Source organism: Pseudomonas sp. NFACC02, from assembly GCF_900110765.1.
Lineage (GTDB): Bacteria > Pseudomonadota > Gammaproteobacteria > Pseudomonadales > Pseudomonadaceae > Aquipseudomonas.
Map to the genome: position 1 here is coordinate 62,764 of NZ_FOEO01000010.1, position 20,395 is coordinate 83,158.

The window sequence follows — 20,395 nt, forward strand, 5'->3', positions numbered from 1 at the left end:
GCGGTGGGCCGGCAACATCAACGGTGAATGACCCACCGCATCGCGGCCCTCGTAACCTCGGACGGCTCCTACAGTGACCGGGGTGAAGCACGAACGTGTATCCAGACCACAGACCCGTTGATGCACAAACCTGTGGCCAGACCTCAGATCTGTTGATGCACAAACCTATGGCCAGACCTCAGACCTGTGGGAGCCGGCTTGCTGGCGAATGCGGTGGGTCAGCAACATCAAGGTGACTGATACACCGCATTCGCGGCCCTCGTAACCTCGGACGGCTCCTACAAGGTTCGCCTTCATGCCTGGAGGCTTGTGCTGCACCTGCAGGGTCCTCGGTGTGTCGGGGGATTGCTTTCAGGGCAGCAAAATCACCTTGTCTGCGCCGCCCTGATTCACTTCGGCGTAACGCGCCGGGCCGTTTTCAATGGGCGATTCGATCAGGCCAGTCGGCAACGGGAGGGTGCCGTCGTCGAACAACTTGCCGAACTGTTCCAGCATTCGGGCACAGGCTTCGACGCCGTAGAGCAGGGAGTTGATGCCCACCACCGAGCCACCTTTGCGATAAAGCGCCAGTGCGGGTAATTGCACGTGGCCGTCGACCGGAGCGGCGATGATCGCGATGCGTCCGAAGGGCGCGAGGGCCTGAACCGAGGCGGGAAGCCAGAAGCCGGTGGTGTCGAAAATAACGTCCGCGCCGCCCGCAAATATGGCGTTGACCTGCCCCGCGAGTTCTTCAGCTTTGCCCAGCAGAATCGCCTGGAAACCCTGAGCCTGCAGTGCCTCGACCTGCTCCGGACGACGCACTGCCGCCAGTACCTGCGCGCCGCGCACCTTGGCCAGTGCGATCGCAGCGCTGCCGACCGCGCCGTTAGCCCCGATCACCACCAAACGTGTATTCGCATCGACGAGGCTGCGTTCAAGGGCGTCCCACGCCGTGGTGTAAGGCACGCCGAGGCTGGCGGCCTGCACGAAACTCAAGGATTTGGGCTTGAGCGCGACGCCTTTGGCCGAGAGGGTGATGTACCCGGCATGAGAGCCGTTGCGCGAGAAGCCGATCTGGTTGCCGGTGCCCCAGACCTCCTGGCCGACCAGCGCCTGCGGCCCTTCAACCACCACACCCGCGAAATCACGGCCTGGCACGCGAGGCACCGTGGTGTACGGGAAACGCCCGAGCACGTTTTTGACATCGCTGGGGTTCAAGCCGGCGGCTTTGATCTGTACCAACACCTCACCTTCTGCGGGCACGGGCGTTGGCAGCTCGACGACTTCCAGCGCAGCCAGGTCGCCGGTTCGGGAAAATTGCAGTGCTTTCATAAAGTCAGATCCAGGTCTCAGAGAGGGAAATTCGTACGAATCAAGAGATCAGGTTGGCAATCAACTGACGCCCCATGGGCCAAAGTTTTTCGCCAGCCTGCATGCCCAGCAGGCCGACCAGCGCCACCAAAGGCGGTGCAGGCGAACGGAAGTCGAGTGCGCCGTAAAACAGCCCGACGGCGATGCCGATAGCGAGGGAAATGAGGTAGCTCATGGTGAACTCCGGAAATCTGCGGCGTGTGGCACGATTGCGACACGGCGGCGTTAAGCGATGACCAGAGTGTAGGGAGAGGCCGGAAAAGCTACCGGCCAAGTACTTCTGAATTTCGGACAGGCTGACGGTTGCGCCTAGTTCGCCTGCTCGCCGAGGGGGTATTGCGATGGCGCCACGCCCAACTCGCGGCGGAACATGTCGCTGAAGCTGCTGGGCGAATACCCCATCGAACGGGCGATGGCGCTGACCGGCACGCCCTGAATGATCTCGGCCACCGCCGTCGCCAGTTGCACCTGTCGCCGCCATTCCGCGAATCCCATGCCCAGTACGCCCTGAAACAGCCGGGAAAGGGTGCGCACGCTAGCGCCGGCGTTTTCAGCATGTTGTTCGAACGGAACGTCGATAGAAGGCTCGATCATCACCGCCTGACACAGGTTCATCAGCCGACGATCGCTGTCATCGGGCATCGGCACCTTCAGCAGCGAACGCTTGGCCTTCTTGAGTTCGAGCAACGCCAGATTGACGAGCGCGCCGTAGTAGTCGGAATCCTTGTCCTGCTCGGCGACCAGGTTCACGATCAGCTCGCGCAGCAGGCGGGCAACTTCGAAGACCTGGACCGTGCCCTCCAGCGTCTCGGCCAGCGCCGGGCGCAGGTAGATATTGCGCATCTCCAGATCCGACACCACGCGAATGCCGTGAGGAACACCGGGCGGCAGCCAGACCGCACGCTGCGGCGGAACCACCAGCGCCTCGTTCGGCGTCTCGACCCACATCACGCCCGACATCGCATACAGCACCTGTCCCCAGTCGTGCTGGTGCGGCTCGATGTACAAGCCACGCGGGTACGTGCGGGACAATGGCTGCACCGGGACAGCGGTATCGGAGAGGTCAGGCGGAGCGGCAAGGGCCATGGAAGTGACCGGTCGGGTTTGAGTTCGGCCATGTTAACGGAATACCGGCAGGGGAAACAAAAACGCCCCAATCTCTCGACCAGGGCGTGTTTCTGCAGCGTCAGCTCAACCGTGATTCAACATCAGAAGACGTTGATCGGGTAGTCGATGAAGATACGGGTTTCGTTACCACCGACGTTGTACTGATCAACATCGTTGGACACGCGCAACCACGAGTTGCGCAGGCGCAGGGACAAGTCCTTGGCAGGGCCGCTTTGTACGACGTAGCTCAGTTGGCTGAACAGCTCGCGCTCTTCGCCACGACCACGATCGGTGCCGTCGTCGATGTTATCACCGCGTACGTAGGCCACTTTGTAGCTCAGACCCGGCGTCACGACGGTCGACAAGTTGACCCCGTAGCCCAACTGCCAGGAACGCTCGTCCTTGCCGTTGAAGTCAGACCAGTACGAGTTGGCCAGGTAGATGCTGTTTCCGCCATCGCCGGTACCGCCGTTGTTACGGTAGCCGCCATAGGCGTAGCCGGTCTCGCCGGTGCTGCGCTGATGGGCCAGGGTGAAGGAGTGAATGCCGACGGCCCAGGTCGCCGCCAGGCTCCAGATCTTGTTGTCACGCGCGTCGTTGACCGCAAAATCCTTGTCCAGCCTGGTTTTGTAGCCGTTGAAGTCGAACGTCAGCGACTGGTCTTTTGGCAGCGCCCAGACATAGTTCAGGTTCACGTACTGCTTCTTCAGCACGTCTTCGTCGTCGGAGGAGTAGTACGCACCGCTGAAGGCGTCGGTGAATTTGTACGCGGCACCCCAGACGTTGATGCTTTTCAGGTCGCCGCTGTCACGGCCTTCGGCACTCTTGCGGGTCTGGGCGGTGAAACGGCCGGCCACCAGCTTGAGGTCCTTGATCTCTTCGGAGGTGATCATGGTGCCGGTGTAGCTCTCAGGCAGCAGACGCGAGTTGTCGTAACTCAGCACCGGCAGCTCGGGCATCATGTCGCCGTACTTCAGGACAGTGTTGGACACGCGGAATTTGACCGCGCCGCCGAAACGCTGCAGGTCGTCGGCGGCGTTACCGCTGTCACCCTGTTTGAAAAAGTCGATACCGCCCGCGCCGCTCTTACCCTTGCCACCGTCCAGACGAACAGCATACAAACCGAACGCGTCGACACCGACACCCACGGTGCCCTGGGTGAAGCCGGACGCATAGTTGGCCATGAACGCCTGACCCCATTCAGAGCGGTCTTCAGGGCCATTCTTGTAGTCGCGATTGATGTAGGCGTTGCGCAGATTGACCTTCAGGCTGCTGTCTTCGACGAAGCCCTGGGCGTCTGCCTGGCCGTCCGCCATGGCGTGAGTGGCGGCGATGATGCCCAGAGTGAGCAGGCCGATACGCTGTTTCATCTTGTTGTCCTTGTTGAGCAGATTGATCGCGCGCTGTGGCAAATACCCGGGCAGGTAATTGCGTCTTCCGAATCTGATGGCAGTTTCGGAAGCCCGCACGAAATCATCGCAGTGGACTACTGATGCACGTACATGGCGCGTGGCCACAGGCGGTGGAGGCGCGAATGCTATCCCCGGCCCAAAGGAGTGTCAATTTGACGAAAGCCAAAACGACGCGCGCAGAGCCTCCCCAGACCTGGGAGAGGCAAACTCATCAGTTGTGAAGTATGGCCAACAGCGCTTCTATCTCGGCGTCATTGATCAAGCCGCATGGATAACGCTGAGTCAGCAGCGCGCGGTAGTCTGGGTTTTGCTGCTCCTGTGGGCGTGGAGCCTGGGTTATCCGTAACCAGTCCGCCATTATCTGCCGTGCTTCACTGCTGGCAGACAAACCTCGAGTCACACGTGACTCATACACTGCGTTCATAGGGATAACCTCGTGTGTCCTGAACTGCGAAATCTAACCAGCTTTTGTTACAGACGGAGGAAGGGGTAACCATTTAGCACGCCCTGCGCGCGGTATCGCCAGGTAAAGGTGAAAACGCTACCCACAAAAAAGCCCATCGTCCGATGGGCTTTCAAGACAGCAAGAAGCGAACCAACTCAGCGACGGTGTGGCGCCGGTTGTTGTTGGGTCAGGCAGTGAATATTACCGCCGCCCAGCAGCAGCTCACGGCCGGGCACCATGACCACCTCATGCTCCGGGAACAGACGCTGAAGGATCTCGCGAGCGGTTTCGTCGAGCGGATCGTTGAAACTCGGCGCGATGATGCCGCCGTTGACGATCAGGAAGTTCACATAGGAACCGGCGAGGCGCACCGAAGGGTTGCGCTCCTGGCTGCCGTGCACCTGATCAACGCCAGCGCACTCTTCTTCCGTGGCGAACAGCGGGCCGGGAATCGGCATCTTATGGACGACGAACGGCCGCCCTTTGGCATCGCGAGCATTCTCCAGCACGCCCATCGCCGCCTGGCAGCGGGGGAAGTTGGGATCTTTCGGGTCGTCGGTCCAGGCCAGCAGCACTTCACCCGGGCGCACGTAGCAGCAGAAGTTATCCACATGCCCGTCGGTTTCGTCGTTGTACAGACCGTCCGGCAACCAGATGATCTTCTCGACAGACAAGTGATCGCGCAGCACGGCTTCGATTTCTTCACGGGACAAGTGCGGATTGCGGTTGCGATTGAGCAGGCATTCTTCCGTGGTGATCAGCGTGCCTTCACCGTCAACATGGATCGACCCGCCTTCCAGCACGAAGCCTTCAGTGACGTAGCGCGGGCAACGTTCGATTTCCAGCACTTTGCTGGCCAGGGCGGAATCCAGGTTCCACGGCGAATACAGGCCGCCATCGAATCCACCCCAGGCATTGAACGCCCAGTCCACGCCGCGCACTTCGCCCTGATCGTTGATGACAAAGGTCGGGCCAGTGTCGCGCACCCAGGCGTCGTTGTTGCTGATCTCGACGACACGGATATTCGGCACGTCCAGCCGGGCACGGGCGTTGTCGAACTGTGCCGCCGAGACAGCGACGGTCACCGGCTCGAAACGCGCGATCGCCTTGGCGACGGCAACGTGCGCGGTCTGCACCGGCTTGCCGCCCAGACGCCAGTTGTCAGGGCGCTCTGGCCAGACCATCCAGGTCTGGGTTTGCGGCGCCCATTCAGCGGGCATGTAGAAGCCATCGGCGCGCGGTGTGCTCTTGAGCGTGGTCATGACAATCAGGACTCCAGTGAACCGTCGAGGGTTTTCAATGCGCCATATCACCCTGAAAGGTGAGCGGTGACAATCGGGCCGTCTTTATAGCCGATAAAAATCGGTGTTAGAAGCCTTAAAATCTTAAAAGCTGATAGGAGGCCCTAATTTAGTCGATATTAATCTGGGCCTATGCGTTCTTGCCGCTGCAGAATGGTGGGGTGAGCTTGCCCACCCGCACACATCAATGAGCGACAGAAAGCGCCGTCAGCCCTCCAGCTCGCTCAACACCTTCGATACCTGATCGACAAAGAAGTCGACACTGCGTCGCGAGGTAACCATCGGCGGCTTGATCTTGAGGATATTCAGGTAATCGCCGGTGGGCTGCATGAAGATGCCCAGCTCGCGCAGACGCTCGCACAGGTAGGTGGTTTCTTCCGTAGCAGGCTCCAGCGTCTCGCGATTGCGCACCAGCTCAAGTCCCAGATAGAAGCCGGAGCCATGAGCCGCGCCAACCAGTGGATGTTTATCGATCAGCGCCAGCAGCCGTTCCTTGAAGTAACCGCCGACCAAACGGGTGTTTTCCCAGAGCCGTTCTTCTTCCATGACGTCCAGCACCGCCATGCCGATCCGGCAGCTGACCGGGCTGCCGCCAGAAGACGAGAAGAAATAACCCTCAGCTTCCAGCGCTTCGGCGATTTCCCTGCGTGTGATGACTGCCCCCAGCGGATGCCCGTTGCCCATGCCCTTGGCCATGGTAATGATGTCCGGCACCACGCCCTGCTCTTCAAAACCCCAGAAGTAATGGCCCAGGCGGCCGTACCCGACCTGCACTTCATCAGCGATGCACACGCCGCCCTGGGCGCGGACCTTCTGATACACCTGTTGCAAGTAACCCGGCGGCAGCGAAATGCCGCCCGCGTTGCCGTACACCGGCTCGCAAATGAATCCGGCGAGCTGACGGCCCTGTTCGGCCAGTCGAGCCAGATGTGCATCCACGCTCTTCAGGTAGAACGGTGTGCTGTCCTCCCCACGCGCTTCGCCACGGTAGGTGTTCGGCGCCACAACCGGATGCACCCATTCAGGACGCGTGCTGAGCGCTTGCGGGTTGTCTGCGATGGACGTCGAGATCGCGTCGGTCGCCACCGACCAGCCGTGATAAGCCTCAAGCACGCTCAGGACATCTCGCCCGCCGCTGTAGGCCCATGCCAGACGAATCGCCAGATCGTTCGCTTCGGTCCCGCTGTTGACCAAAAAAACCCGATCCATGCCCTCAGGCGCGAGCTTGAGCAGACGCTCGGAGAACTCGGCAACGGCGGCATAATGGAAGCGCGAGTTGGTGTTGAGCAGCGACCACTGTCTGGCCGCCACCTGCGCCATGCGAGGATGACCGTGCCCAAGCACGGCTACGTTGTTGAGCATGTCCAGGTACGAGCGGCCCTGCATGTCGATCAAATGGTTGCGCCAGCCGCGCTCGATCTGCGGCGGCGCCTGGTAATAGTGTTTCTGCGAGCGGGCAAAACTGGCGTCGCGGCGCGCGAGCAGGTGTGCGGCGTCCTGCAAAGGCGGCGCGTCGCAATCGAAGCCCAGCAGACTCCGGGGCGATGGACACAGACTGCGCCATGCTGCAGCGCGCGAGGGTGTACAGAACAATGGCGGGCTGACGTCCGGCTCCGAACACAACTGCACAATCAGCGAACCACCGCCCTGCCCGATCACGTCACCGGCGGCAAACTCCACGCCGGAGTCAAAATCCGAGCGCACACCCCACACACGCAGGTTGGACTCCTCGCCCACCAGCATCAGCGCACCATCGGCGGTGTGGCGCAACGAGCCATGGAACGGGGCGTGCACAGCGGTGCCATGAGGGATGATCACTTCAACATGCAGCGCAAAAGTGTCCGGTTCACGAGCGCTGTCGGGCAGGGTTCTCGACAGCCGGTATTCACCGTATCGGCTCGCCGCCAGGCCGTGTGCGTGAGCGGTCTCGTTGAGCAACTGCTCGTCAATATCGCTTTGCTCCCAGTTCCCCGCATCGAAATGCTCACTGAGCACGCCCAGGTCCACCATCGTGAATGCCTGCCCGCTCAGGCTTGGCAATAGGGGCGAACAGGGCCCTGCAGGGGCTGGCTCTTCAAGCAGGCCGACGGCGTCTAGAATCGCTGCCTCCATCAGCGCCATCGGCACAGAGGTCGCGACGTCAAAGATGTTCCATTCGCTGGCAAGGTTGGCCTGGATATAGGTGTTGTCGGGCTCGATGCTGGCTTGCTGCTCGCTGCTGAGCACCAGTACGGCGGAGCGCGCGACGATCAGCGGCCACAATGCTTGCAACTCTTGCGGCTGCAGGGGGTTGATGGCGTGATACGCCTTGATCGCGGGCAGGATGTACAAGGGATCGCCCTCGGCGTGGTGCAGCAACGCGGCGCATGTCACCGACAAATCGGCGATGCGCCAGGTGCGCACCAGATCACCGAAGTCGATCAAGCCCTGCAACTGCCACATGGCATGTTCGTCGCGCGCCCAGACAACGTTGTATTCGGTGATATCCATGTGGATCGCCTGCACCGGTAGCGCGGCGATCAGCGGCAGCAAATGCGCGTGAGCCTGCTGCGCAGCCTCGGCGATACAGTCGCGTTTCTCGGCGTCGTCGATCACCGGCAGCAAATGTTTGATCAGTGCGCTCGCATGACGCGGATCCCACTGCAGGATGCGCTCAAGCCCCGGATGCTCGAAGTTCGCCAACGCCACATCGACCTGGGCGCAAAGCTCGGCCAACCCGACCATCACGTGCCGGCTCAGATGCTCGACATGAGCCATCGACTGACCTTCGATAAACTCCAGCAAACGTACATGCACGGGATGACCGTCGACCTCCACGGACAACAGATCCTGGCCGTTCAGGGCGCTCATCACGCCCGGAACCCGAACGTTTGACTGACCGCCCAGGTGTCGCAACGCTGCGTGTTGGGCGTCCAGCTCGGCCGTCGCGTAGTCACCGTGGCAGATCTTCAACACATAGCGCCGACCGTCGCCGCCATCGACAAGAAAGTTGCGGTCCTGGTGGCTGCCCAGCTCTTTCAAGGAGCCCGCCAGCCCATAAAGCGTCGATAGCAACTCGGCAGCGTCATTCATGCTGATTTCCGGGCAAGGCAGACTGGATCGACGAATCAAGGTGGCGAGCGGCATGTTGGAAAGCCCCAAGGACAAGGATGGACGCGCACTATCGCCAGTTGCTGGCTGCATAAGCAACCCCGGCAGCATGCGAGTAAAGAATTTCAAGGAATGACCGACAGATAGCGTATTCGTTAAGCAAATGAAACAGTCGCGACGGTTTTATGACGCTTCAAGGGTCTGGCCATCAATTAATTTCATGGCCTCTGGGCGGTTTGTGCCTTGCGCCTGTCACCGACCCGCCACAAGCTATGCTTCGTTATCTTGTCGTCCATCCAGGGAAGAAGGTTTAGCCATGCGAATACTTGTCACCGGTGGCGCCGGTTTTATCGGTTCTGCGCTGATCCGCCATTTGATCAACAACACCGACCACGACGTACTGAATTTCGACAAGTTGACCTACGCAGGCAACCTCGAATCACTGCAGAGTATCGTCACCAATACCCGTTACGAATTCGTGCAGCAGGACATCGTCGATCAGGCCGCCGTCAGTAAGGTGCTCGCCCGCTTCAAGCCCGATGCGATCATGCACTTGGCAGCCGAGTCTCACGTAGACCGCTCTATCGATGGACCCGGCGAGTTCATCCAGACCAACATCGTCGGGACCTACAGCCTGCTGGAAGCGACTCGTGGCTACTGGCAAACCTTGCCGGAAGCCGAACGTACTGCGTTCCGCTTCCATCACATCTCCACCGACGAAGTGTACGGCGACCTGCATGGCGTCGATGATCTGTTCACCGAAACCACGCCGTATGCCCCCAGCTCGCCGTATTCCGCCAGCAAGGCAGCATCCGACCACCTGGTCCGTGCGTGGCAACGTACCTATGGTTTGCCGGTCGTCGTGACCAACTGCTCCAACAACTATGGGCCGTTTCACTTCCCGGAAAAACTCATCCCGTTGGTCATCCTCAATGCACTGGCCGGAAAACCGCTGCCTGTTTATGGCAACGGCCTGCAAGTGCGTGACTGGTTGTTCGTGGAAGACCACGCCCGCGCATTGCTCAAGGTCGTGACCGAGGGCAAGGTCGGCGAGACGTACAACATCGGTGGCCACAACGAGCAGAAAAACATCGACGTGGTGCGCGGCATCTGCGCGTTGCTCGAAGAGCTGGCGCCGGAGCAGCGCAAGGGCGTGTCCCACTACGCGGACCTCATCACTTACGTGACAGACCGTCCGGGCCACGACATGCGCTACGCCATCGACGCCAGCAAGATCGAGCGCGAGCTCGGCTGGAAGCCGGAAGAAACCTTTGAATCAGGACTGCGCAAAACCGTGCAGTGGTATCTCGACAATCTGGAGTGGTGCCGTCACGTGAAGGACGGCAGCTACCAGGGCGAACGACTGGGCACCAACGTGAAGGATCTGATCGCATGACTAAAGGAATTGTACTGGCGGGCGGCTCAGGCACTCGCTTGCACCCCATTACGCTCGGCGTCTCCAAGCAACTGCTGCCGATCTACGACAAACCGATGATCTACTACCCGATCTCGGTGCTGATGCTGGCAGGCGTCAAAGACATCCTGATCATCTCCACTCCGCTGGACCTGCCCCAATACCGGGCTCTGCTCGGCGATGGCAGTCAGTTCGGCGTGCACTTCCATTACGCGGAGCAGCCCAAACCGGACGGCCTGGCGCAAGCATTCCTGATTGGCGAAAGCTTCATCGGTGATGACTCCGTGTGCCTGATCCTGGGCGACAACATCTTCCACGGTCAGCACTTCAGCGATCAGCTCAAGCGCGCAGCGAGCCATCCATCCGGTGCGACGGTATTCGGGTACTGGGTCAAGGATCCAGAACGGTTCGGCGTGGTTGATTTCGACGAGAACGGCCAGGCGCTGTCGATCGAGGAAAAACCCAAGTCACCGAAGTCCAGCTACGCGGTGACCGGCCTGTACTTCTACGACAATGAAGTCGTGCGGATCGCCAAGGACGTCAAGCCTTCGCCACGCGGCGAGCTTGAAATTACCGACGTCAACAACGCTTATCTCAAACGCGGCGATCTGCGCGTCGAACGTTTCGGACGGGGCTTTGCCTGGCTCGACACCGGGACGCACGACAGCCTGCTGGATGCCTCGCAATACGTGCAGACCATCGAACATCGCCAAGGCCTCAAAGTCGCGTGCCTCGAAGAGATCGCCTACCAGAATGGCTGGATCGACAAGACTCACTTGCTGACACGTGCTGACTATTTCGGCAAGACAGGCTACGGTCAGTACCTGTTCAAAATTGCAGGGGAAAGCCAGTGAATGTGATCGAGAGCGAGTTGCCTGAAGTCCTCATCCTCGAACCGAAGGTATTCGGTGATGAACGTGGCTTCTTCTACGAAAGCTTTAACGCCAGGACGTTTGCCGAAAAAACCGGGATCAGCGCTCAGTTCGTGCAGGACAACCACTCACGCTCGCAAAAGGGCGTGCTGCGGGGCCTGCATTATCAGATCGAAAACGCCCAGGGCAAACTCGTGCGCGTGACCGCAGGCAGCGTGCTCGACATCGCGGTCGATATCCGCCGCAGTTCACCGCATTTCGGCAAGTGGTTCGGCCTGGAGCTGTCCGCGCAAAACGCCAGGCAGCTGTGGATTCCGCCGGGTTTCGCTCACGGTTTCGTCGTACTGAGCGACTACGCCGAATTTCTCTACAAAACCACTGACTACTACACCCCCTCGGCCGAGCGCTGCATTCGCTGGGACGATCCAGAGCTGGCCATCAACTGGGGGTTGAGCGAGCCGCCAACGCTGTCCGCCAAGGATCAAGTCGGCAAGCTGCTCAAAGACGCGGATCTGTTTCCATGAGCCGACCGCTGCGCATTTTGATCAGCGGCCAGCACGGCCAGGTGTCTCAAGCACTGCAGCAGAGCCTCAAAGGGCTTGGCGAACTCATCGTGCTGGGGCGCGACCAGATGGATCTCGGTCACCCTGAGTCGATCCGGCCTGCCGTGGACGAGATCCGGCCGGACCTGATCATCAACGCCGCCGCGCACACGGCTGTCGATCAGGCTGAAAGCGAGCCTGAGCTGGCCTATGCCATCAACGCGACGTCTCCTGGTGTGTTCGCCGAGGAAGCGTCGCGGTTGGGCATTCCGTTGATTCATTACTCCACCGATTACGTCTTCGATGGCAGCAAGGACGGATTGTGGACGGAGACGGACACGCCCAACCCTTTGGGCGTTTACGGCAGCAGCAAACTGGCCGGAGAACAAGCAATCACGGCGACGGGTGCGCAGGCACTGATCCTGCGCACCAGTTGGGTGTACTCGCTGACCGGTCGCAACTTCCTGCTGACCATGCAACGCCTGCTGCAAGAGCGCGAAAAGCTGACCATTGTTGCCGATCAGATTGGCGCGCCGACCTGGGCAGGCACCATTGCGCAGAGCACACGCGCACTGATCGAGCGCTGGCGAGAAGGCCAGCCAGGTCAATGGGGTGTTTATCACCTGACCGCCAGTGGCGAAACCTCCTGGTTCGGCTTTGCCCAAGCCATTGGTCAGGAACTGATCAAAGCAGGCAAACCCTGCGCGACCCTGGAGCCGATTCCTTCCAGCGCCTATCCGACCCCGGCCAGACGTCCGCTCAACTCCCGCCTTGACTGCAGTCGTCTGCAACGTGAGTGGGGTGTCAGCCAGCCAGACTGGCACGAAGCAATGCTGGAGTGCTTAGCTCAGCAGCGGTAGGCATAATGGGCTGACTCGATGCTGAGCGGCCCCGGTCTGAATCACTGCATCGTCTGAATTGACGCCTTCGCGAGCAAGCTCACTCCTACAGGGCGTTACTACATCCGCCTCTGTGGGAGTTAGCTTGCTCGCGAAGAGGCCGGCGCAGACGACCATGTTCCGCAGACCTCACGCAGGCATCGCAACGGACCCACCGGGCGATTTCATGACCAGTTCCTCTCTTCCTCGTCGCCCTCGTTGGCGCAGCCTCGCATTGCTGGCATTGATTCTGGCGCCACTGCTGTGGCCGCTCGAACGCCTGGCGGAGCACTACTACCGCAATGAACTGCTGAGCCAGAACCGTCAGACGCTGGACCTGTACGTCGCCAACTTGCTGGGGACCTTGCACCGCTACGAAACCCTGCCGCAGATCCTTGGCGATCTGCCCGGTCTGCGCGCGACCCTGGCCAACCCTCAGGACGCCGCAGCCCAGAGCAACGCTAACCAGTTGCTGATGAACATCGCGCGGCAGACCGGTGCCGAAGTCATTTACCTGATGGCGCCCAACGGCGACACGCTCGCCGCGTCGAACTGGGACAAGCGCGACAGCTTCGTCGGGCGCAATTTTGCGTTTCGACCTTATTTCAGCAACGCGATGGCGGGCAACCTCGGGCGCTTCTTCGGCCTGGGCACAACGTCAGCCAAACGGGGTTATTTCTTCGCCGCCGCCGTGCGCGAGGGCAGTACTGTCATTGGTGTGTTGGTGGTCAAGGTCGACCTGGACCTGACCGAAACCCTGTGGGGCAAGACGCCTGAACAACTGTTGGTCACCGACCACAATGGCGTGGTGATCCTGACCTCCAATCCGAACTGGCGTTTCCGTGCGACGCGCCCGCTCAGCGAGGAAGAGAAGCAGGCCATCGTCGCCATCCAGCCCTACCCGACCCGTGATCCGCGCCCCTTGCAGCTGGATGACAATGGCTGGCTGACCCAGACGCAACACATCGACGAAACCGGCTGGAGCGTCAGCATCCTGGCCCCTCAGGTGCTGGTTTCGCGTCCGGTGCGCACTGTCGTCGCCGTCGGCGGCGCCACCTTGCTGGTGGTGATGCTGTTGCTGGGTATCCTGATGCAGCGGCGGCGTCATTACCTGGACCGCATTAATTTCGAGGGCAAGGCGCGGCGGGAACTGGAAGTGCGGGTGGTCGAACGTACGGCTGATCTGGAGGGGCTGAACCGACGGCTGCGCCAGGAAGTGCTGGAGCGTGAACATGCGCAGCAGGAACTGTTCCGCGCACAGGACGAACTGGTTCAGGCCGGGAAATTGTCAGCGCTGGGCACCATGTCGGCCAGCATCAGCCATGAGCTCAATCAGCCGCTCGCGGCCATCCGCAGTTACGCCGAAAACGCCGAAGTCTTGCTCGATCATCAGCGCATCGATGACGCACGGGGCAATCTCAAGCTGATCAGCGAACTGACCGGACGCATGGCGTCGATCATCGCGCACCTGCGTGCCTTCGCCCGTCGTGATCGCCATGCGCCGGAGAGCGTGGCGCTGCAACCGGCCCTGGACGATGCGCTGGCCCTGCTCGCCAAGCGTCGCAGGGCGATGGAGGTCGAGCTGATTCGCGACCTTCCGGACGCCACGCTGTGGGTTCAGGCGGGCGAAACACGGTTGCGCCAGGTACTGGGCAACCTGCTGGCGAACGCACTGGATGCACTGACCGAAAAAGGCCCGCCGCGCAAATTGTGGATCAGTGCCGAACACAACGCCGAGGGCGTCAATCTGTACATTCGCGACAACGGACCGGGCTTCTCACGTGAGGCGCTGGAGCATGCACGCGAACCGTTTTTCACCACCAAGACCCGCACGCAAGGGTTGGGCCTTGGCCTGGCGATCTGCGATACCCTGATGCGCGCCCTGGGCGGCGAACTGCTGTTCGCCAATCACCCCGAAGGCGGCGCCCTGTTGACGCTGCGAATGCGCACAGGCGCCTCAGGGGTCAATCTTCAACCGCCAGAGGACCTATCTGCATGACCACGGACACCGCCATCGACAGCCGGATTCAGGTTGTGCTGATCGACGACGACCCGCATCTGCGTCAGGCGCTGAGCCAGACACTGGATCTGGCCGGACTGAAAATCCTTCCATTGAGCGACGCCACCGGTCTGCAGGCACGCATCGAGCGCGACTGGCCGGGTGTGATCGTCAGCGATATCCGCATGCCCGGCATCGACGGGCTCGAACTGCTGAACCAGTTGCACGCTCAAGACCCTGAATTGCCGGTGCTGTTGATCACCGGTCACGGCGATGTGCCGCTGGCGGTACAGGCCATGCGCGCGGGCGCTTACGATTTCCTTGAAAAACCGTTCGCCAGCGATGCGTTGCTTGATAGCGTGCGACGTGCCCTGGCGCTGCGCCAACTGGTGCTGGACAACCGAAGCCTGCGCCTTGAACTCAGTGATCGTCAGCAATTGAGCACGCGTCTGGTCGGGTTATCGGCCCCGATCCAGCGCTTGCGCGATCAGATTGGCGCACTGGCGGCGACCAAAGCCGACGTGTTGATTCTGGGCGAAACCGGCGCAGGCAAGGAAGTCGTTGCCCGCGCACTGCATGATCTGTCCAATCGCCGGGCCGGGCCGTTCGTGGCCATCAATGCCGGCGCGCTGGCGGAATCGGTCGTGGAGAGCGAGCTGTTCGGGCACGAACCCGGCGCGTTCACGGGCGCGCAAAAGCGGCGCATCGGCAAGTTCGAGTTCGCCAACGGCGGCACGCTGTTTCTCGATGAGATCGAGAGCATGAGCATGGACGTGCAGGTCAAACTGCTGCGCCTGTTGCAGGAGCGTGTCGTGGAGCGTCTGGGCGGAAACCAGCAGATTCCGCTGGATATCCGGGTCATCGCGGCGACCAAGGAAGATCTGCGTCACGCGGCCGATCAGGGCCGGTTTCGCGCCGACTTGTATTACCGGTTGAACGTGGCGCCATTGCGCATTCCTCCGCTACGCGAGCGTGGCGAGGATGCGCTGGTGCTGTTCCAGCACTTCGCCGACGCCGCGAGCCTGCGCCATGGGCTGCCTCGCCATGAACTGCAGCCCGGCCATCGGGCGATGCTGCTGCGCCACACGTGGCCAGGCAACGTGCGTGAACTTCAGAACGCCGCCGAACGTTTCGCGCTGGGCCTCGAACTGGAACTGGAAGGCGCCGCCCACGCGAACATGCCGTCGTCGAGCGGCGGCCTCAGCGAACAGGTCGAAGCCTTCGAGCGCGCGCTGATCGCCGCTGAACTCACACGTCCTCACAGTTCGGTCCGCAGCCTCGCTGAAGCGCTCGGTGTGCCCCGCAAAACCCTGCACGACAAACTCCGCAAACATGGCCTGAATTTCAGCGGGGGTGGTTCCGATGACAACGAATGACTCAACCTCGCAAATGCTGGAAGACGTCCTGCATCAGGACATTCCCCTGACCCGCGACATGGGCATCAAGGTCGTCAGCTGGCACGACCGCTCGCTGCGCCTGCACCTGCCGCTTGAGCCCAACATCAACCACAAGAGCACGCTGTTTGGTGGCAGCCTGTATTGCGGCGCCGTGCTGGCAGGTTGGGGCTGGTTGTATCTGCGCTTGAAGGAAGCCGGGATCGACGACGGCCACATCGTCATTCATGAAGGTCAGATCAGCTATCCCCTGCCCGTCAAACGCGACGGCGTGGCGATCTGCGATGCGCCGGATGAGGCGACCTGGGACAAGTTCCTGAGGATGTACCAACGCCGCGGTCGTGCGCGGCTGGCGTTGAATACCCGGATCGTCGCCGAAGGCTCGGAAGATTCAGCAGTGGAGTTCGTGGGGCAATACGTGCTGCACCACTAAAACCAGACGTAGGTCACCGCCCCTGTAGGAGCGCGCTTGCCCGCGATCGGCTGCGAAGCAGTCGCCAATCCGGCAATTGCGGTATTTCTGGATGATCGCGACTGCCTCTTTTGCTGCCGCTTCGCGCCAGATCGCGGGACAAGCCACGCTCCCACGCCCTCCGGGCAGAAGCAGAGTCGCGATGGCCCCAGGATTGCGATCCAACGGTACACCGCCCGCTTCAATTTTCGCCGAGACGGTAGGAGCGTGGCTTGTCCCGCGATCTGGCGCGAAGCGGCAGTAAACCCTACCAACGCGATCAGCCTGATGCACCGCCATTGCCGCTTACGCCTTGGCTAGATCAATCAACGCATCACGCCAAGTGGCCTCGGCCGGCAGCGCCAGAAAGAACCCATTAAGCAGCGATTCCCGCGCCGGATAGTCAAACGTTTCGCCGGCCAGATTCAGCACCACGCCACCCGCGCCTTCCAGCACGCCTTGCGCGGCGGCCGTGTCCCACTGCGAAGTCGGCGCCAGACGGGGATAGCAATCGGCAGCCCCCTCGGCCAACAGGCAAAACTTCAACGAACTGCCGATGTTGGTCAGTTGCAATTCACCCACCACTGCGGACAATCCGGCGAGCAGTTTTTCCTGCTCCGGGCTTGAATGACGACGACTGGCCACCACCGTGAACGACTTGTCAGTTGCCGGTGCGCTGCGAACGCTGATCGGCATGATGTGAGCAGCATCGTCACTGCGCCACGCACCCAGACCCGCCCCACCGAAGTAACAGCGATTATTGGTCGGCATCGACACCACGCCGAACACCACACGACCGTTTTCGATCAGCGCGACGTTGACGGTGAACTCTTCGCTGCCGGAAATGAACTCCTTGGTGCCGTCCAGAGGGTCGACCAGCCACCAGCGCCGCCATTGACTGCGTTCGCTCAGCGGAATGTTGGCGTCCTCTTCAGACAGGATGTGAATACTTGGGTCCAGCGCCTTCAAACCTGCAACCAGCAGCTCGTGAGCCGCAATGTCAGCCGCCGTGACAGGCGAGTCGTCTGACTTTGCTGTGACCTCAACGCCCGAGCGCCAGAACGGCAGGATGGCTTCCCCGGCGCGGCGACACAGGTCGATCACCGGTGCGAGCAATGGGTGCGGGAGGTCTGTAAATACGTCGGTCATGGCTGGAATGCTCCGCGCTGAGTCAACAGGTCACGTGCCAGATACAGCGCGGCCAGGGCCCGGCCTTCCGAAAATTGAGGGTGTTGAACGAGGCTGGAAAGCTCGCGCAAGTTGATCTTGTCCACTCGCATCGGCTCAGGCTCATCGCCCGGCAAACGCTCTTCATACAGGTCGGTCGCCAGCACCACCTGGATCTTCTGGCTCATGTAGCCGGGCGACAGCGACAGCTCCGTCAGGTGTTCAAGCTGGCGTGCCCCATAACCGGCCTCCTCCTTGAGTTCACGGTTGGCAGCTGCCAGCACATCTTCGCCGGGCTCGACGAGGCCTTTGGGCAGGGACAACTCATACTCGTCCGTGCCGCCGCAATACTCTTCCACCAACACCGCGTGTTCGGCATCGAGCATCGCGACGATCATCACCGCGCCATAGCCATTGCCGCGTCCGACCAGACGCTCATACACACGCTCCACGCCGTTGGAAAAGCGCAACTGCACTTCTTCAACGCGGAACAGACGGCTGCTTGCGACGATTTCGCGGGCAAGTACGGTGGGTTTCTGGCGCATGACGAGCTCCTTGGCGTAGACGGGGTACTATACCGTGGCTTTTCCGAATGTCTTTGTCGGAAAGCCCAGTGACTTCTTCATCGCCGAGAGACCCGTATGCCTTCTTTGCCCTGGCGCGACATCGACACCGTTCTGCTGGATATGGACGGAACGCTGCTCGATCTGCACTTCGACAACCATTTCTGGCTGGAGCACCTGCCCCAACGCTATGCCGAACTGCACGGTGTCAGCCGCGCCATGGCGCACATGGAATTGATGCCGCTGTTCGAGAAAAACGCCGGCACGCTGAACTGGTATTGCACGGACTTCTGGAGCGCAGAGCTGAAACTCTCGGTGAAAGACCTGAAGGTCGAAATCGCGCACTTGATCGCCTTGCGCCCGGATGCCGAGACGTTCCTGGCCGCCGTGAAACAGGCCGGCAAGCGCGTGATCATGATCACCAACGCCCACCGCGACTCACTCTCGTTGAAAATGGAGCGTCTGCAACTGGCGCCTTATTTCGAGCGGTTGATCAGCTCTCACGACTACGGTTACCCCAAGGAAAACCCGCAGTTCTGGGATGCCCTGCACGCCGACATCGCGTTTGATCCCGCACGCAGCCTGTTCATCGACGATACCTTGCCGATCCTGCGCAGCGCGGGACATTTCGGAGTCAGACATTTGCTCGCGGTACGTGAGCCCGACAGCAAGAAAGGGCCCAAGGATACGGAGGAGTTTGCGGCGCTGGAGGATTATCGGGAGTTGATTGCAGGGCTGTAGATTTTTATCAAATGGACCGACGCCATCGCGGGCAAGCGCGCTCCTACAGAGATCGCAGTCCTTTGTAGGAGCGCGCTTGCCCGCGAAGACGTACATTCAGGCGACGATAATCCTCACTCCGGAATGCGCAAGGTCTGTCCTGGATAAATCTTGTCCGGGTGCGACAACATCGGCTTGTTCGCTTCGAAGATCTTGTTGTACTGGTTCGCGTGGCCATAGACCGCCAACGAAATCGCACTCAGCGTGTCACCCTTTTTGACGACGACGAATCTGGCCGCAGCGATGGCCGGTCCGGTGACAGTCATCTGATCATCCACACTCCCGACACCCTCGATATTGCCGGCGGCGAGAATGATTTTTTCCTTCTCTTCCTGACTGGCTACCTCGCCCGTCAGCGTGACCTTGTCGCCCTCCACCGTCGCCTGAACGTTTGGGTTTCCAAGACCGACTTTTGCGATGTGCTCCTTCAACTGCTCGCCAGCATTCGCGTTGCCCGGCGTAAGAAGGTCGATGAGTTTTTCACCTGCTTCTTTGACGAAACTTAAAAGGCTCATAACCCGTTCTCCCTGCGTTTTTTGTGATATCCGAACTCCAACCATAGCCGTGTCGCGCAAACCGCTCCAGGCATCCGACCAATGACCCCTTCGGCGCTCAACGTCCCATGCGTCATCCTGTCGCGCTAGAATCGCCGGGCCTGCCCTGTGCCTTGCGGAGTGACAATGGACATCAAACAGCTGAAATTCCTGATCGCCCTCGACGAAACCCGTCACTTCGGGCAGGCGGCTGCGCGTTGCCATATCACGCAACCCACGCTGTCCATGCGTTTGCGCAGCCTCGAAGAGGAGCTGGACCTGCCATTGGTCAATCGGGGCCAGCGATTCGAAGGGTTTACGGCGCCGGGTGAGCGCGTATTGGCCTGGGCACGCACCGTATTGGCGGCCTATGACGGCCTGCAAGCCGAAGCCGCCGCCTGTCGCGGGCACCTGGTCGGTACGTTGCGTCTGGGCGTGGTTCCGCTGTCGAACTTCGACCCGTTGCCCTTGCTGCAGCGCCTGCACGCTGCTCACCCGAACATGCGCTTTGAACTGTCCTCACTCAGCTCCGAGCAGATCCTCGATCAACTGGCGAGCAATCGGCTGGACCTGGGCGTCTCGTACCTGGATCGCCTCGACACGGAACGCTTCGATTCCCACGAGCTGGCTGAAACCCGCATGGGCCTGATGTACGACCAGCGCCATTTCAGCTTTGGCGACGAGCCTTTGAGCTGGGAAAGCCTGATCGAACTGCCGCTCGGGCTGCTGACCAGCGGCATGCACTTTCGCCAGTCCATCGACCACAACTTCCACAGCCGCGGGCTACAGCCTCAACCGCTGATCCAGACCGACGCGGTGCATCAACTGCTGCAAGCGGTTTACGGCGGGTTCTGTTGCGCGATCATGCCGCTGGACGGCGGACTGGAAACGCTGACCGAGCATCTGCGCCTGCAACCCATTGAGCAGGCCCAGACACTCGCCCGTCTCGGACTGATCATGCGCCGCGCCGCACCGCGTTCAGCCTTGGCCGAGGCCTGCTTTGGCCTCTATCAGAAAATGATCGAGCCATCTTGATCGACGTCATCTATCAGGGCATCAGTACTAGCGATTAGACGTTATCCGACCAGAGGCCTAGG

At 60.8% G+C, this 20,395-nt stretch carries 18 protein-coding genes; 9 read left to right on the forward strand and 9 right to left on the reverse strand.

Annotated elements, in window-relative coordinates; genetic code table 11:
- Positions 1 to 351 precede the first annotated feature (351 nt).
- From BMY73_RS11290 to BMY73_RS11320, 6 genes are all read right to left on the reverse strand, one after another.
- Positions 352 to 1,311, reverse strand: a complete 960-nt coding sequence (locus BMY73_RS11290; RefSeq protein WP_062379483.1) for a quinone oxidoreductase family protein — start codon at positions 1,309 to 1,311, stop codon at positions 352 to 354.
- A 40-nt stretch (positions 1,312 to 1,351) separates the two neighbouring features.
- A complete protein-coding gene (locus BMY73_RS11295) occupies positions 1,352 to 1,525 on the reverse strand; it encodes a DUF1427 family protein (protein ID WP_092407130.1) in 174 nt (57 codons plus the stop codon).
- Positions 1,526 to 1,659: 134 nt separating this feature from the next.
- Positions 1,660 to 2,436 (reverse strand): AraC family transcriptional regulator, encoded by a 777-nt coding sequence (locus BMY73_RS11300; RefSeq protein ID WP_092407132.1) that lies wholly within the window; start codon positions 2,434 to 2,436, stop codon positions 1,660 to 1,662.
- A 122-nt stretch (positions 2,437 to 2,558) separates the two neighbouring features.
- On the reverse strand, positions 2,559 to 3,827 hold the full coding sequence (locus tag BMY73_RS11305) for an OprD family porin (protein WP_092407240.1): 1,269 nt from the start codon (positions 3,825 to 3,827) through the stop codon (positions 2,559 to 2,561).
- 642 nt (positions 3,828 to 4,469) lie between these two features.
- Positions 4,470 to 5,576 carry an agmatine deiminase gene (gene aguA, locus BMY73_RS11315; RefSeq protein WP_062379489.1) on the reverse strand — a complete coding sequence of 369 codons (1,107 nt, stop codon included), beginning with the start codon at positions 5,574 to 5,576 and terminating at the stop codon, positions 4,470 to 4,472.
- Between the two features lie 246 nt (positions 5,577 to 5,822).
- Positions 5,823 to 8,741, reverse strand: a complete 2,919-nt coding sequence (locus BMY73_RS11320; RefSeq protein WP_092407135.1) for an aminotransferase — start codon at positions 8,739 to 8,741, stop codon at positions 5,823 to 5,825.
- Between the two features lie 280 nt (positions 8,742 to 9,021).
- On the opposite strand from BMY73_RS11320, the gene rfbB reads away from it, so the two are divergent.
- The 7 genes from rfbB (at position 9,022) to BMY73_RS11355 (ending at position 16,237) form a co-directional block, all read left to right on the forward strand.
- Positions 9,022 to 10,101: a dTDP-glucose 4,6-dehydratase gene (rfbB, locus tag BMY73_RS11325; protein WP_062379493.1), complete on the forward strand. Its 1,080-nt coding sequence runs from the start codon at positions 9,022 to 9,024 to the stop codon at positions 10,099 to 10,101.
- Positions 10,098 to 10,973, forward strand: a complete 876-nt coding sequence (gene rfbA, locus BMY73_RS11330; protein ID WP_062379495.1) for a glucose-1-phosphate thymidylyltransferase RfbA — start codon at positions 10,098 to 10,100, stop codon at positions 10,971 to 10,973. Before rfbB ends, rfbA begins: the two co-directional genes overlap by 4 nt.
- A complete protein-coding gene (gene rfbC, locus BMY73_RS11335) occupies positions 10,970 to 11,515 on the forward strand; it encodes a dTDP-4-dehydrorhamnose 3,5-epimerase (protein WP_092407137.1) in 546 nt (181 codons plus the stop codon). Before rfbA ends, rfbC begins: the two co-directional genes overlap by 4 nt.
- Positions 11,512 to 12,393: a dTDP-4-dehydrorhamnose reductase gene (gene rfbD / locus BMY73_RS11340; RefSeq protein WP_092407140.1), complete on the forward strand. Its 882-nt coding sequence runs from the start codon at positions 11,512 to 11,514 to the stop codon at positions 12,391 to 12,393. The genes rfbC and rfbD overlap by 4 nt, the downstream gene beginning before the upstream one ends.
- A gap of 205 nt (positions 12,394 to 12,598) precedes the next feature.
- The gene (locus BMY73_RS11345; protein ID WP_062379692.1) at positions 12,599 to 14,410 is read left to right on the forward strand and encodes a sensor histidine kinase; all 1,812 of its coding nucleotides are present in this window, start codon (positions 12,599 to 12,601) and stop codon (positions 14,408 to 14,410) included.
- A complete protein-coding gene (locus BMY73_RS11350; RefSeq protein ID WP_092407142.1) occupies positions 14,407 to 15,786 on the forward strand; it encodes a sigma-54-dependent transcriptional regulator in 1,380 nt (459 codons plus the stop codon). The genes BMY73_RS11345 and BMY73_RS11350 overlap by 4 nt, the downstream gene beginning before the upstream one ends.
- Positions 15,773 to 16,237, forward strand: a complete 465-nt coding sequence (locus BMY73_RS11355) for a YiiD C-terminal domain-containing protein (protein WP_092407144.1) — start codon at positions 15,773 to 15,775, stop codon at positions 16,235 to 16,237. The genes BMY73_RS11350 and BMY73_RS11355 overlap by 14 nt, the downstream gene beginning before the upstream one ends.
- A 324-nt stretch (positions 16,238 to 16,561) precedes the next feature.
- On the opposite strand, the gene cysQ is transcribed toward BMY73_RS11355, so the two are convergent.
- Both cysQ and nudE read right to left on the reverse strand, forming a co-directional pair.
- Positions 16,562 to 17,404, reverse strand: coding sequence for a 3'(2'),5'-bisphosphate nucleotidase CysQ (gene cysQ, locus BMY73_RS11360; RefSeq protein WP_092407146.1), 843 nt, complete (start codon positions 17,402 to 17,404; stop codon positions 16,562 to 16,564).
- Positions 17,401 to 17,967, reverse strand: coding sequence for an ADP compounds hydrolase NudE (gene nudE, locus BMY73_RS11365; protein ID WP_092407148.1), 567 nt, complete (start codon positions 17,965 to 17,967; stop codon positions 17,401 to 17,403). The genes cysQ and nudE overlap by 4 nt, the downstream gene beginning before the upstream one ends.
- 96 nt (positions 17,968 to 18,063) lie before the next feature.
- On the opposite strand from nudE, the gene yrfG reads away from it, so the two are divergent.
- Entirely contained in the window at positions 18,064 to 18,726 is a 663-nt protein-coding gene (yrfG, locus tag BMY73_RS11370) for a GMP/IMP nucleotidase (RefSeq protein WP_092407150.1), read from the forward strand.
- A 113-nt stretch (positions 18,727 to 18,839) separates the two neighbouring features.
- On the opposite strand, the gene lysM is transcribed toward yrfG, so the two are convergent.
- The gene (gene lysM / locus BMY73_RS11375; protein ID WP_092407152.1) at positions 18,840 to 19,280 is read right to left on the reverse strand and encodes a peptidoglycan-binding protein LysM; all 441 of its coding nucleotides are present in this window, start codon (positions 19,278 to 19,280) and stop codon (positions 18,840 to 18,842) included.
- A 165-nt stretch (positions 19,281 to 19,445) separates the two neighbouring features.
- On the opposite strand from lysM, the gene BMY73_RS11380 reads away from it, so the two are divergent.
- On the forward strand, positions 19,446 to 20,333 hold the full coding sequence (locus tag BMY73_RS11380) for a LysR family transcriptional regulator (protein WP_062379512.1): 888 nt from the start codon (positions 19,446 to 19,448) through the stop codon (positions 20,331 to 20,333).
- Positions 20,334 to 20,395 lie beyond the last annotated feature (62 nt).